This window comes from Vibrio sp. L85 (assembly GCF_963871815.1).
Lineage (GTDB): Bacteria > Pseudomonadota > Gammaproteobacteria > Enterobacterales > Vibrionaceae > Vibrio > Vibrio harveyi.
On sequence record NZ_CAWMYL010000176.1, the window covers coordinates 302,302 to 316,538 of the forward strand.

A 14,237-nucleotide genomic window follows, 5' to 3' on the forward strand; every position below is an offset into this window, starting at 1 on the left:
AACCTTATTGCGCCTCACTCTGGAACATCTGCGCCAACGCCGTCAAACTGGTTGGGTAGTCTACGGCTTCATTTGCAGACTGTTGTAGATAAGCACGCAATTGTGGATACATAGAAACCGACTGATCCAACTCAGGATCTTGTCCTGGTTGATAGCCACCCAGTGGTAATAACTCTTTAACTTGCAGATAGTTGGAGTAAAGCTGACGGAAGTTATTAGCAATCGTGCTGTGCGCCTCGTGAGTACAAGCGTTCATACAACGGCTGATAGAAGCATTGATATCAATCGCTGGGTAATGCCCTTGCTCAGCCAATTGACGAGACAACACAACGTGCCCATCCAAAATTGCACGAGCAGAATCAACCACAGGATCTTGTTGGTCATCACCTTCGGCAAGCACGGTATAGATTGCGGTCAGACTGCCATGCGGGTTTTCGCTGTTACCCGCTCGTTCTAAAAGCTGAGGCAAAACGCTGAATACCGAAGGCGGATAACCTCGTGATGCTGGCGGCTCACCTAAAGACAAGGCAATTTCTCGCTGCGCCATCGCATAACGCGTCAAAGAATCCATCAGGAGCAATACGTCTTTACCTTGGTCACGAAAGTACTCAGCAACTCGGTGACAAAGTAATGTAGCGCGCAATCGCATCAGTGGCGATTCATCCGCAGGTGCGGCGATAATCACCGCTTTCTGACGAGCTTCTGGTGTTAGGTTTCGTTCAATAAACTCGCGGACTTCTCGACCACGTTCGCCAATCAAACCCACGACAATCACATCGGCCTCTGTGTTCTGCGTGATCATTCCCATCAAGACACTTTTACCGACACCACTGCCAGCCATCAAGCCAATGCGCTGCCCTTTACCCACGGTCAATAAACCATTGATAGCACGAACGCCAACATTAAGAGGTGTATCGACCGGGCGACGTTTAAGTGGGTTGATCGGTTTAGGTTCAAGTGAAACACGATCTCCCCCTTTAAGTGGCGCACCGTCATCGAACGGTTCACCTAATCCGTTGACCACCCGCCCTAACCATTGCGAACTAAGCTGTACCGTGCTGTCTCCATCCAGTGGAATGACTTTGGCACCAGCAAATAAGCCACCTAAACGGCGAATAGGCATTAAGTAGGCGACGGTATGATCAAAGCCAACCACTTGCGCTTCGATCATATCCCCTTCTGCGGTTTCAACTAGGCAACGTTGTTCCAGTTTGAAACGACAGCCAACGGCTTGAAGCATCAAACCATTTACTTTGATCAATCGCCCTGTCACTCTCGCAACGGGAATTGAATCGAGCGACGCTAATGCATCGCTCAAACGCTCACTTAATACTTCATGGCTTAAGGTGCTATTCATCTTCGGTTTCAACCTGCGGAATCGACACTTCATCAAGCAGGTGCTGCTTTACGTTGTCCATACAAGCTTCCAAGCGTGAATCGCAGCTCGCATCAGCTTCGGCATCTTCGGTGACAAGCTGACAACCGCCCACAGGCAACTCGGCATTTGCAACCAACTTCCAAGCTGATGGCAAATCTGCATTAATCTGATTAATACGCTCTAAATCCTGCGGATTCAAATGCACAATCACACTCTCCGCTTTGCCCGGCATTGCCGATAGCGTTTCATCAACCAAGGCTAAGATTTGCTGTGGGATTAAGGTCAGCTCAGCACGAATAACCTGCTGCGCCACCTTTTGTACTAACTCGCAAATCATGTGACGTTGTTGCTGTTCTTTTTCGTTCTGCCAACGAGACAGAGCATGGAACAACTCATTCACTGGTTTCGCCGCTTCCATAAAACCTTGCTTTCCAGATTGCTCTCCAGAAATAAACCCTTTTTGAAAGCCTTCTTTTTGTCCATCGAGCAAGCCTTGTTGTTTACCCTGCTCAATGCCTTGACGTAGACCTTCATCATGACCTTGCTGTAAACCCTGTTGAAAGCCAGCCTCAAGCTGTTGCTGAATATCAGCTTGAGTATCTTGCCAACCTTGATTTTCCAGCGCGAAGTCATCTTCAATATTTACTGGCTGTGCCAAAGGTGGAAAGCGATGTAAACGGTAACCACTTGGGGGTAAACGCATGGTATTTGGTGCTTTGTCTGCCATTGCGTTACTCCACCGTTGGCTCTTCGTAAAGTAGCAGTTGAATTTCGCCCGACTCATCGAGCTCACGAACTAGCTGCATAATGTCCTGACGTGCACGCTGCACTCGGCTCAATACCACGGCGCCGCGCAGTTCCATATCGTCTTCTAGCGCTTTAACCATACGTTGAGGCATAGAACGTTTGATTGCCTGCTGCATAGTAATCTCGGAGCCTTTCAATGCCACAGCCCACAATTCCAATGGGATCTGTTGAACCAGTGCATCCATGGTTTCTTCGCGCTGACGACCCAGCACCATGAAGTCGAACATGTTCTCTTCGATTTCATTCACAACATCCTCGTCGTGCAGTTTGAGCATTTCCATCAAGGACGCGCGGTCACCTTCAAATCGGTTAATGATGTCTGCCGCTTGCTTCACACCAGACAAAGGCGTGGTTTGGCTAGCAGAAACCTTGTCAATACAACGCTCTACAAGCTCGTGCAAATCGTTCGCAACTTGGTGATCGATATCTTGCAACTGAGCAATGCGGAACAAGATCTCATCATGGTAATCCTGCGGCAGGTGCTTCAATACGGCTGAAGAACTGTCCGCTGGCAGATAAGCTAAGAAAATAGCCTGCATCTGTGGGTGCTCGTTGACGATAAATCGTGCCAACGTTTCCGCCTCTACCCACTGTAAACGCTGCATGTTATTGCGAATTTCATCGCCATACAGGTTGTTGAGCAACCCCTTTGCCAAATCGTTACCTAACGCTTTACGTAGCGTATTGGACAAGTATTCTTTTGACGCGCCACGAATGCCACTGTGCTCTCGGAAATCTTCAAAAAAGTTTTGGATGACACCACGAGCAGAATCACTTTTGATGCCATTCAACTTCGCCATTGCGCGAGTCACACGCTGGGTTTCATCACGAGTAAAGTTTTGCAGCACTTTTGCAGCTGCGTCCTCTCCCATCCCCAGTAGCACAAGGGCGGTTTGTTCTACATAACTAAGCGTCTGTTTTGACGTCAACGGCGCTGTGTTCATTGATGTTTACCCATTGTTTCAGAATTTCGGCTACACGCTCTGGCTCTTCGTTGGCAATAAGCTGTAGGTGTTTCAATTGAATCTCAAGTGGAGAGCCTGCTGGCGGTAACATGTCACTGTTAACATCCAATCCAGACGAAACGGCAATCCCTTTCTCTGATAGTTTGCGATTGAGCACTTCTTCACGCTCACGCTCTTCACGAGTTTGTAGGTTGTCGTAATCCGGTTCGATTTGCGGCTCAGCAAACTCCAGCTCAGGAGCAGGTTTGTCTGCACCTGTGAGATGCATGATAAGCGGACGAAGAACAAAGAAGATCATCGCCAAACCCAACATTCCGCCAATCACGTAACGCAAAGGCTGCTGTACCGTCGGGTCTTGCCACCAAGGCATTGCCGGCGGCGCGTCAATCTCGATTGGAGTGAAGTTGAAGCTCATAAGGCTCAAGCTATCACCACGAGCGTTTGAGATACCAACTGCGTCCATGATCATGGTCGAAATTTGCGTTTTATCGGCTTCGCTCCAAGCCACACCATCCGGCGCCGCTTGTGAGTTCAGCAAGACCGAAACACTTAACTTGTCTATCTGACCTTGTTGGTATTGAGTACGACGAACACTGCTACCCACTGCGTATTGACGGTTGATCTCCGAACGCGCGTTTGAGTTCTGGCTGTCATTTGTTGGCGTTTCACCAGTGACTGGCGGTTGGTTGCTCAATGAACCAGGGATACCAAGAGCGATTTGGTCAATTGAGTTATTTTGAATCGTATGCTCATTACGGACCACTGGAGCGTTGTCCAGAATTTCTTGAGTTTCTTCAACTTGGCTGAAATCCATATCTGCCGCGACTTGAACACGGAAGTTACTTGGTCCCACGATTGGGGTCAGCATGTCAGCGGCACGTTGAATGATTTGTTTCTCAACGTTTTTTTGATATTCAAGGTATTTGGCGTTCACTTTGCCAGCTTCAGCAGAAGCAACGTCTGCACTCAGTAGGCGACCGTATTGGTCAACGACAGAGACAAACTCCGGCTTCATTGCCGTCACACTGCCAACCACCAAGTTAATGATCGCTTCAACTTGCTCAGGCTTAAGGTCTTCACCCGGTTTAAGCTCTAGCATGACCGAAGCCGACGGGTTTTCCGTATTTTGACGCACAAACAGGGTTTGACGAGGAATAGCAAGGTGCACACGTGCGTTTGCGACCGAGTTTAGAGACATGATAGTACGTACTAACTCACCTTCTAAACCATGACGGTAGCGTGCAGTTTCCATGAACTGACTGGTACCAAGAGAACTGTCTTCTTTTAATGAATCAAGACCCGTTGGCAGCTTCGCTTTTACCCCTTTTGAAGCCAAAAGCATACGGATACGTGCAACCTCACCTTCAGGAACCAGCACTTGTCCATTTTGCTCTTGCATACGGTAGCTGATGCCTTCCGTTTCTAATACCGACACAATCTCGCCAATATCAAAGCGCTCTTGCTGGCTATATAGAGGACGGAAGCTCTGAGAAGAACTCCAAAGCGCGACCACAATGAGCGCGGCAACAATAGCAGCCAAAACAGCAGACAACACCAGGTTGCGTTGGCTGCTTGACCACAATTGCTTGATTTTGTTTGTAACGTCATCCATTCCATTGCTTGAAGAGAATGACTGAGTGGTGCCAGTATGCATTGCAGAAGTACCGGCGACTTGAGTGGATAGTTCTGACATGTATTACACCGGCATCTTCATAATATCTTCAAATGACATCACGACTTTGTTGCGCACTTGCATCAAAGCATTGAATGAGAGACTCGCCTTTTGGCTTGCAATCATTGCCCCGACCAAATCATCACTTGCCCCAGTTTCTACAGCCGTCATTTTCTGGCTTGCGACTGACTGATGTTGATTGACCGTATCGAGCACGTTCGTCATCGCTTGTGAAAAAGAAATTGGAGTATTCAAGGTTTTCTGATCAAGTGGGTTTGCACTTACCACAAATTCCGGAGGTTGAGCTTGTGTTCGCATCACCTCCATTTTTGACAGCATTAGCTGCTCTGCTGAAACCGCATTGGTTGGTTGACTTGCCATCTTTGTTTTCCCCTTTTAGGCAGCCGAGCCAAGCGCCGACTGTAGATCAATACCGTGCTCGCGCATTGCCGCGAGCTTGTAACGTAACGCACGGGTAGAGACACCCAATGCGTTTGCGGTTTTGGTTCGGTTTCCACCAAACTGACGTAATTTATCTAGAACAAATTGAAACTCAGCTTGCTTCTTCGCTTCGACATGTCCAAAGCTTGAAACAGGCTCAACAGACTGGACTGGTGTTAACAATTCAATCGGCAACATCAAGTCATGGGCGGTAATGTAATCACCGTGACGCATGACTAAAGCGCGTTGAATAACGTTTTCGAGTTCACGAATATTGCCTGGCCAGTGATATTGGCTCAGTGCTGAAATCGCATCTTGGGACAGATGACAACGACTGCCATCTTGGTATTTTTCGATGAAAAATTGGCTGATCGGTAAGATGTCTTCTTTGCGCTCACGCAGCGGCGGCCAATGCAATGGCAGTACATCCAAACGATAGTAAAGGTCTTCACGGAACGTGGCTTTTTGCACTTCTTCACGCAAGTCTTTGTTGGTCGCCGCGATCACTCGGATATCCAGTTGAATTGCTTTGTGACTGCCAACTCTTTCCACCTCACGCTCTTGAAGTACGCGTAGTAGTTTCGCTTGCACTGCTGGCGACATCTCACCGATTTCATCCAACAAAATGGTGCCACCATTGGCTTCTTCGAATTTGCCGCTTTGTGAGTTTGTTGCTCCGGTAAACGCGCCTTTTACATGACCAAACAACACCGCTTCCAACATGGATTCTGGAATAGCCGCGCAGTTGACCGCGACAAAAGGTCCATCCGCTCTTGGAGATTGTTCATGCACATAGCGAGCAAGCACTTCTTTACCCGTACCCGATTCACCAGTAATAAGGACGCTTGCATTAGTGCACGCTGCGCGATGAGCTAATTGAAGCACCTGTTTGCTACGCCATGATTCCGCCACGATGTTTGCCAATGGCTTACCTAAAGCTTCTACGCGCTTAAGTAAATTCAGTAATTGGTTGGTTTCGAACGGACGAAGTAGGTAGTCTGTCGCGCCTGACTTCATTGTTTCCGCAGCTAAGATGCCCTGTTCTTGATCGACAACAGCGATCACGACACCAGCATTGCGTTGCTTCTGGTGACATGCCACAAACTCACGCACACACATATCAGGCAAGTTAGAACTCACCAGAGTAATACAAGCACGCTCTTGCAAGAGTGCGCTACGACCAGTGCGGCTGTGTTTTGTCGAATATCCTGCATTCTCAAGTACACCCAACACTGGTTGAGCAAGGTTATCATTTGGCTCAACCAACAAAATATCTGTTTTCGTCATCATTGAACCTTTACCTTCTCTTGTTGGGGTTGTTTTACTTCTGGGCGATTTTTCGCAATCACACGTTCATTGTCTCGAACAAGTCTTAGTGTGACTCGGCGATTTTTAGCTTGTCCGGCTGACGTGTTATTGCTGGCGATAGGGTAGCGAGCGCCATGAGCACGAACTTCAATCATGCTGCGCTCAGCACCTAGCGCAACAAGGGCATCTGCGACTTGCTGGGCTCGTTGACGTGATACGCTTAAATTTGCAAGCTGAGAGCCTACATTATCGGTGTAACCATCGATCAAAATCTTAGTGACGCGCTCATCGACAGACACATAACTGTATAAGGCGGCCAATGTGTCTGATTGCTTAACACTTAATTGCTTTTGACCAAAATTAAATGGCAGATTGATATCGCGTGCTTGGGAAAACGAAAGCTTAGGCAAACGAGCGCGGCACTGGTTGAAGGACTCCAATACACTTTGCATTCGGATAGTTGGTAACGTTACACCGCTAATAGCGGAAGGATTACTTCCGTCAAGTGACAATGTCACCCAACGACCTGAAGCAACTTGCTCCAGTAATGCATCTGCACCATGGTCAAACTTAAACCGATTCGTCGCCAATTTATACTCAACCAACGCCCCATCTTTCGTATAAAGCTCATTAGACCATGGAGCATTCTCACTACTTAGCACCGCGCTATTCCATTTATTGTTGTTATTTCGAACATCTGCAATAAACGAAATTTGGCTATTTGGTTCCGCTAGGAAATAAAACTTCCCCTGTGGAACATTTGAATGCATCAAGTTGCACTCAAACTTATTTCCTTTATATGTCCAATTAGAAAGATCCATGGGTATGGTGATCTTTTCTCCAGCAACTGAAGAATTAGACAAGGTTAATAGTGCAATAGAAAATAAGCTTGAAAATATTATTAAGCCATTTCTGCCTAGGTATATCTTACAAAGCCCTGACATAGAATGGTTAATTAAATATGCCATCAAATTAGGAAATTTGGCATAGGTAATCATATTAAGACCCTATTCTGAAATATTAAAATTGGTCAACAAACGCCCACGAAAGCAGGGTTCATTCTTACTTAAACTTAATTTGACCAACAAAAAATGGTTTGTATTGCATGAGGTTAGATGAATTTATTATCTATCAATCCAAAATGATTGAATTAACATCATCTTAGCTTCCGCTTGTTATATTTTTTATTAACTATTTTATAAGCCACAACCTAACTCTTTTTAATTTTCATTAAAAGTGCATATAGTTACCTACAAATCAACATGTGAACTAAAGTCACAATATTCAAAGTTAACACTAAAGGATTATTAAATTTTATGTATAGACTGGCCGCCATTAAGTTGAAGCAGTTTAGATTGTTAACGCACGGTAAAATATAGATGGAAAACAAAGTTAACGAGCCTATTTCCGACATCAATTTGTTAGATGTATAATTATTAGGCAAACCTATTCATATCATTCGTGAAAAGCTCGAAATTTTGATTTCAGAATCCTGTTCTAGCCTCACAAATGAATTGCAAAATTGGCTCAGCTCAAACAAAGTCGAAGCGAGCTTAATTTCAGTCGAGCTGCATCGGTTCTCGCCAACTTTGTTGGATAAGGACCAAACGTCCACTTACCAACATCAAGATGAGGGCATGGTGTATGTTCATGGTGATTCGCAAACTCTGATTAAGTTAGCAGACCGTTTTTACGGCGCGACGACTGAGCGAAGTTCAACTTCATTAACCGCTAGTGACTTACGATTGCAAGAACGGATTAGCCGAATCATCACCAATTGGCTCGCTCCTCAAGAAATGTGGCAACTTTGTGAGTATGAAACGCCACGCGGAATTGGCTTACACGCCGAACTTTCCATCGCGTTTGAAGACTATCAGGGCACCATTCACCTCAAGCTAGACAGTGCGATGATTCAAACTCTGATTGAGCAGCTGGAAATGCACAGCGATGCCGATCTGTATCAGCCGTTTTGTCGTTCTTTAGAATCCACCCCCGTTCGTCTCAACGTCGTGCTAAGCAAAAAAACCATGGCGCTCAGTGACGTGGTGGGGCTACAGCCTAACGATATTTTGCCAATAGAGCTTCTAAATACCGTGCCTATCAGCATTGGTCCCCAAACCCTTTTCACTGGTCGTGTTGCCGAGCAAGACGGTCAGCTTGTTTTGATTTTTAACCCAGATAAGGAATCGCAGCGATGAGCGAAGCGCAAGAGAACACAGCATTCGACGCCGATGAATTAAATTTTGATGATTTTCAGTTGGAAGATTTTGAAACTGAGCCAACTTTTAAAGCTGAACCTGTTGCCGAGCGCGATTTGAGTTTCTTCAAGAGCATTCCAGTGACCGTAACACTTGAAGTCGCGAGCAAAGAGATACCGTTAGGTGACTTGATGAAAGCTGGTGAAGGCACCGTCATTGAGCTTGATAAACTCAACGGTGAGCCTCTAGACGTTAAAGTTAATGGGTCGCTAATGGGACAAGCAGAAGTCGTCGTTGTTAACGATAAATATGGACTTCGCCTTATTGATGTACACGACTCCGCACTTAGCGGTGTAGGTCGATAAGTTCGGATGGATTGCGCAATGAATGTTCTGAGTGTTTGTCAGCGTCGACGATCTTTGCTGACGATGGTGGTGTTCGGTTTATTACTGTTTGCACTGCCAACCATGGCGGCGGACAACGGCTTAACAATCCTATCGGTTTCCGACGGCGACACACAACAAGAGTACAGTGTGAAGCTTCAGATTCTGTTGCTCATGACAGCACTCAGCTTCTTGCCAGCGTTTATCCTCATGGCAACCAGCTTTACGCGTATTATCGTCGTACTAGCAATTTTGCGTCAGGCTTTAGGTTTGCAACAAAGCCCACCAAACCGAGTGTTGGTGGGTATTGCTTTGACGCTGACGATTCTGATTATGCGTCCCGTTTGGACTGACATTTACGACAATGCGTTTAAGCCCTATGACAACGGTGAAATTACTTTGGTTCAGGCGTTTTCTGTGGCTGAAAAGCCAGTCAGAAGCTTTATGTTAGCGCAGACGCACCAAAGCTCATTAGAGCAGATGTTACGTATTGCAAATGAGCCAATAGATCAAAATGTTGAAGACATTTCTTTCGCTGTTGTACTGCCAGCATTTGTGATCAGTGAACTCAAAACGGCTTTCCAAATTGGCTTCATGTTGTTTATTCCATTTTTGATCATCGATCTGGTGGTCGCTAGTGTCTTAATGGCAATGGGTATGATGATGTTGTCACCTCTGATCATCTCCCTACCCTTTAAACTGGTCATTTTTGTTCTTGTTGATGGTTGGGCGATGACGGTTGGCACCTTATCTGCCAGCTTTGGGTGATGGGAGAACATCATGACACCAGAATTAACCGTCACTCTATTCTCTGACGCAGTATGGCTTATCATCTTGATGGTGGCAGTGCTTGTTGTACCTGGTTTGATTGTTGGTTTGTGTATTGCGGTATTTCAAGCCGCAACACAGATTAACGAACAGACACTGAGTTTCTTACCGCGTCTATTAGTCACACTCCTTATGGTGATTTTCGCAGGTCACTGGATGCTGCGAAAAATCATGGAGCTGTTCGATTACCTATTCCACAACATTCCGGGGATGATCGGCTAATGACGGTCTCATTCGCGGAATTGTCCATGATTCTTGGTCAACTTTGGTGGCCATTTTTCCGTGTTGGCGCGGTGTTTATCTCCATGCCATTTTTCGGAGATGCACTTATTCCTGTTTGGGTGCGCAGCTTGCTCGCCCTTTCTATTGTGGTGATCACCGCTCCACTGATGCCACCCATGCCAGAAGTCGAACTCTTCTCTATGACGTCTCTGTTTCTTGCTTTCGAGCAAGCAATCTGGGGCGTGATGTTTGGGCTGATTCTGCATATGCTGTTCAATGTCTTTACCATGCTTGGTCAAGTCATCTCTCTGCAGATGGGTTTAGGTATGGCGATGATGAATGACCCAGTGAACGGACTTTCGGTCGCCATTCTTGGACGTATTTTTCTGATTTTTTCTACTTTGCTGTTCCTTGCACTTGAAGGACATTTGTTGGTTATCGACATTGTCATTCAGAGCTTTGTCGTTTGGCCGGTCGGCTCAGGTATTACCGCTCTATCTCTTCAAGGCATTATCAACATATTTGGGTGGATGTTTGCCTCTTCACTTGCTTTAGCGCTACCGGCTATCGTGTCCATGCTGCTTGCAAACATCAGCTTTGGTGTGATGAACCGAGCAGCCCCGTCACTTAACGTGTATGCACTCGGCTTCCCGATGACCATGTTATTAGGTCTATTTAGTGTTTTGATTTCAGTGTCCGGCGTCCCAAGCCGCTACACCGCATTGGTGCATGACACGATTCGTTTTCTGAACAACTTTATGTTGGGGGGCTCATGAGCGATCAGTCGTCACAAGACAAAACCGAGAAAGCTTCCCCCCAGAAGGTAAAAAAAGCCCGCCAGGAAGGGCAGATTCCTCGCGCAAAAGAGTTCACGACTGCTGTGATATTTTTAGCGGTGGCGCTGTTCTTTTATTCTCAACTGAATGGCATTTGGGAAAGCATCTCGGGCGTATTCCGCTACAACATGACCTTGACTAAAGCAGACTTAAAAAATCCAAAACAGTTGGTTGAGCACCTAGGTCAAAGTTTGGCTGTCATTATTGAGATGCTGTTACCGCTTTTCACGGTGATCATCATTGTGACCTGTGGCAGTAGCCTGGTGCTAGGTGGCTGGATGTTTCGACCAGCCAACGTGATGCCAAAGCTAAGCAAGCTCAACCCTATCTCAGGTATTAAGCGCATTTTCTCGACTCGCTCAGTCGTTGAGCTGTTGAAATCGACCTTCAAGGTTTTGGTTATCTTCGGCATCCTGTATGGCTACTTGGACAACCATTTGCAGCCGCTACTTGGTATGCAAAACTTGCCGTTGAGCCAAGGTTTTTCTCTGATCATGTCGATTTTGTTCGAAGGTCTACTGCTGATGGGGTTTGCTCTATTACTGTTTGGGGTTATTGACATTCCTTACCAACGTTGGGAACACCTCAAGGAACTACGAATGACCAAACAAGAGCTCAAAGAAGAGTTCAAAAACAACGAAGGTCGCCCTGAAGTCAAACAACGTATTCGACAAATTCAACAACAGTTTGCTCGTCGTAAAATCGACAAAATGGTGCCAACTGCAGACGTAGTGATCACTAACCCGACTCACTACGCCGTCGCATTGAAATATGAGCCATCACTTTCTGATGCGCCATTTGTGGTCGCAAAAGGCGTCGATGAGACCGCAATGCACATTCAACGCATTGCCCGCGAGAACAAGGTCGAGATCATCAACTCGCCGCCTCTTACTCGTTCGATTTATCACACCACCGCAATTGAGCAAGCCATTCCGAGCCAGCTCTATATCGCTGTGGCTCACATTCTAACTTACGTTTTGCAATTGAAAGCCTTTCGTAAAGGGGAAGGAAAAGAACCAACACCTTTGCCTCACTTTTCAATTCCAAAGCATTTGCAACACTGATTAACCCGCGTTTACCCAAGGACACGAGAGTATGTTTAACCGGTTAAAACAACTTCAAACTTCCACCAAAGGCTATATGGGAATTCCAATTGTCTTGCTGATGGTTTTGGCAATGGTAATTTTGCCTCTACCACCATTACTGTTGGATGCGCTGTTTACCTTCAACATCGTTTTAGCGATTCTGGTATTGCTGGTCAGCACTACAGCAAAGCGACCACTCGACTTTTCAGTTTTTCCAACCATTTTGTTGGTCGCGACGTTATTACGCTTAACACTGAACGTAGCATCAACGCGTATCGTATTGCTTGAAGGTCACAACGGTGGAGATGCGGCAGGTAAAGTTATCCAAGCCTTCGGTGAAGTGGTTATCGGTGGTAACTATGTCGTTGGTATGGTGGTGTTCACCATCTTGATGATCATTAACTTCGTCGTGATCACCAAAGGTGGTGAGCGTATTTCTGAAGTATCCGCTCGCTTTACCTTGGATGCCTTACCAGGTAAACAAATGGCGATCGATGCCGACCTCAACGCTGGTTTGATCGACCAAGAGACTGCACGTCTGCGTCGTAAAGAAGTCGCGAACGAAGCCGATTTCCACGGCTCAATGGATGGTGCATCTAAGTTCGTTCGTGGTGATGCTGTCGCAGGTTTACTGATCCTATTCATCAACATCATTGGTGGTATCAGTATTGGTGTATTCGAGCACGGATTACCTGCTTCCGAAGCCTTCAAGACTTATGCCCTACTGACCATTGGTGACGGTCTCGTTGCACAAATCCCATCACTATTACTTGCTACTGCCGCTGCCATTATCGTTACTCGTATCAACGACAGCGACAATGGCATGTCAGAAACCATGCATAAGCAGTTACTGGCAACACCAGCAACTTTGTTCACCGTTGCTGGCATTATGGTGGTGATTGGTATCGTACCGGGCATGCCTCACTTGGCATTTTTCACCTTTGCTGCAGTATTGGCATTTGCTGGATGGCGACAAAGTAAAAAGCCCGTTCAAGACCCACAAATTGACCAAGTAGAAGCGCTTTCTCATGCAATGCAAGAAGAAGAGACCACGCTAACTTGGGATGATATTCCACACGTTCACACTTTGTCTCTTGCCCTAGGTTACCGCTTAGTGCATTTGGTCAACAGAGAACAAGGTGCACCTTTGGCACAGCGTATTCGTGGTGTGCGTCGCAACCTCTCTGAACAAGTGGGTTTCTTACTGCCTGAAGTCCGTATCCGCGACAACTTAAGCTTAAAGCCAAATCAATACACCATCGCTCTAAATGGTGAAGTGATTGAACAAGGCTTTATCGAACCAGAACGCTTAATGGCAATTGCTGTTGGTGAAACCTATGGCGAAGTCGATGGTATTCTAGGAAGCGATCCCGCTTACCAACTGCCAGCCGTTTGGATTGAGCATCAAGAGAAAGCCAAAGCACTGAATATGGGCTATCAAGTAGTTGATGATGGTACGGTAATCGCCACCCATATCAGCAAGATCATGAAGACCAATTTGGCAGAGTTGTTTACGCACGATGACGTCGAAGCCATGACTCAACGCCTCACAGCACAAGCGCCAAAACTGGCTGAAGCTTTAGCGGCGGCATTAACACCTGCCCAACAGCTTAAGGTGTATCGTCAGCTTCTGCTTGATCAAGTGCCACTAAAAGACATTCGCACCATCGCCAATACCATGTTGGAATCATCGGAAAACACCAAAGACCCAATTCTGCTTGCTGCAGACGTACGTTGCGCACTCAAACGCACCTTGGTGAACCTAGTTGCTGGTCAGAAAAACGAGTTGAACGTATACGCCTTGTCTGACGAGCTCGAACAGATGTTAATGACATCGTTGCAACAAGCGCAAGCAGCAGGCACGGTAATGCTAGACAGCTTCCCAATCGAGCCAAACATTCTTGGACAGTTCCAGCAGAACTTACCCTTGATTCGTCAACAGCTTAAGCAGCAAGGTCTGCCACCAATTTTACTGGTGATGCCTCAGCTGCGACCATTGTTGGCGCGCTACGCCCGCACCTTTACCCAAGGGTTGGCAGTCCTGTCTTACAATGAAATTCCAGAAAACAAACAAATTAACGTGGTAGGTAACCTTGGATAATCTCATCTCAAAC

Annotated in this window: 15 protein-coding genes; 8 read left to right on the top strand and 7 right to left on the bottom strand. The window is 46.5% G+C overall.

The window, feature by feature from the left end:
• Nucleotides 1-4: 4 nt before the first annotated feature.
• From fliI to AACR11_RS18860, 7 genes are read right to left on the bottom strand one after another with little or no spacing between them, the layout of a single operon-like run.
• Nucleotides 5-1,357 carry a flagellar protein export ATPase FliI gene (gene fliI / locus AACR11_RS18830; RefSeq protein ID WP_029790766.1) on the bottom strand — a complete coding sequence of 451 codons (1,353 nt, stop codon included), beginning with the start codon at nucleotides 1,355-1,357 and terminating at the stop codon, nucleotides 5-7.
• Nucleotides 1,350-2,105: a flagellar assembly protein FliH gene (gene fliH / locus AACR11_RS18835; RefSeq protein WP_079324996.1), complete on the bottom strand. Its 756-nt coding sequence runs from the start codon at nucleotides 2,103-2,105 to the stop codon at nucleotides 1,350-1,352. The genes fliI and fliH overlap by 8 nt, the downstream gene beginning before the upstream one ends.
• Nucleotides 2,106-2,109: 4 nt before the next feature.
• Complete coding sequence (locus tag AACR11_RS18840) at nucleotides 2,110-3,129, bottom strand: flagellar motor switch protein FliG (RefSeq protein ID WP_005448694.1); 1,020 nt, start codon at nucleotides 3,127-3,129, stop codon at nucleotides 2,110-2,112.
• Nucleotides 3,092-4,843, bottom strand: a complete 1,752-nt coding sequence (gene fliF, locus AACR11_RS18845) for a flagellar basal-body MS-ring/collar protein FliF (RefSeq protein ID WP_005448691.1) — start codon at nucleotides 4,841-4,843, stop codon at nucleotides 3,092-3,094. Before fliF ends, AACR11_RS18840 begins: the two co-directional genes overlap by 38 nt.
• Before the next feature lie 3 nt (nucleotides 4,844-4,846).
• A complete protein-coding gene (gene fliE, locus AACR11_RS18850; RefSeq protein WP_005448690.1) occupies nucleotides 4,847-5,203 on the bottom strand; it encodes a flagellar hook-basal body complex protein FliE in 357 nt (118 codons plus the stop codon).
• A 15-nt stretch (nucleotides 5,204-5,218) separates the two neighbouring features.
• Nucleotides 5,219-6,550, bottom strand: a complete 1,332-nt coding sequence (locus AACR11_RS18855) for a sigma-54-dependent transcriptional regulator (RefSeq protein ID WP_009699564.1) — start codon at nucleotides 6,548-6,550, stop codon at nucleotides 5,219-5,221.
• A complete protein-coding gene (locus AACR11_RS18860) occupies nucleotides 6,550-7,434 on the bottom strand; it encodes a MotY family protein (protein WP_339367392.1) in 885 nt (294 codons plus the stop codon). Before AACR11_RS18860 ends, AACR11_RS18855 begins: the two co-directional genes overlap by 1 nt.
• On the opposite strand from AACR11_RS18860, the gene AACR11_RS18865 reads away from it, so the two are divergent.
• From AACR11_RS18865 to flhA, 8 genes are all read left to right on the top strand, one after another.
• Nucleotides 7,391-7,561 (top strand): hypothetical protein, encoded by a 171-nt coding sequence (locus AACR11_RS18865; protein WP_226982153.1) that lies wholly within the window; start codon nucleotides 7,391-7,393, stop codon nucleotides 7,559-7,561. The genes AACR11_RS18860 and AACR11_RS18865 overlap by 44 nt on opposite strands.
• A gap of 458 nt (nucleotides 7,562-8,019) precedes the next feature.
• The gene (locus tag AACR11_RS18870) at nucleotides 8,020-8,769 is read left to right on the top strand and encodes a FliM/FliN family flagellar motor switch protein (protein ID WP_223295760.1); all 750 of its coding nucleotides are present in this window, start codon (nucleotides 8,020-8,022) and stop codon (nucleotides 8,767-8,769) included.
• Nucleotides 8,766-9,134: a flagellar motor switch protein FliN gene (fliN, locus tag AACR11_RS18875; protein ID WP_005448686.1), complete on the top strand. Its 369-nt coding sequence runs from the start codon at nucleotides 8,766-8,768 to the stop codon at nucleotides 9,132-9,134. Before AACR11_RS18870 ends, fliN begins: the two co-directional genes overlap by 4 nt.
• 18 nt (nucleotides 9,135-9,152) lie before the next feature.
• Complete coding sequence (gene fliP / locus AACR11_RS18880; protein WP_005448685.1) at nucleotides 9,153-9,920, top strand: flagellar type III secretion system pore protein FliP; 768 nt, start codon at nucleotides 9,153-9,155, stop codon at nucleotides 9,918-9,920.
• A gap of 12 nt (nucleotides 9,921-9,932) precedes the next feature.
• Nucleotides 9,933-10,202, top strand: coding sequence for a flagellar biosynthesis protein FliQ (gene fliQ / locus AACR11_RS18885; protein ID WP_005448684.1), 270 nt, complete (start codon nucleotides 9,933-9,935; stop codon nucleotides 10,200-10,202).
• On the top strand, nucleotides 10,202-10,978 hold the full coding sequence (fliR, locus tag AACR11_RS18890) for a flagellar biosynthetic protein FliR (RefSeq protein ID WP_029790761.1): 777 nt from the start codon (nucleotides 10,202-10,204) through the stop codon (nucleotides 10,976-10,978). The genes fliQ and fliR overlap by 1 nt, the downstream gene beginning before the upstream one ends.
• Nucleotides 10,975-12,102, top strand: coding sequence for a flagellar biosynthesis protein FlhB (gene flhB, locus AACR11_RS18895; RefSeq protein WP_029790760.1), 1,128 nt, complete (start codon nucleotides 10,975-10,977; stop codon nucleotides 12,100-12,102). Before fliR ends, flhB begins: the two co-directional genes overlap by 4 nt.
• Nucleotides 12,103-12,133: 31 nt before the next feature.
• Entirely contained in the window at nucleotides 12,134-14,224 is a 2,091-nt protein-coding gene (gene flhA, locus AACR11_RS18900; protein ID WP_079324998.1) for a flagellar biosynthesis protein FlhA, read from the top strand.
• The last annotated feature ends 13 nt before the right edge of the window (nucleotides 14,225-14,237 follow it).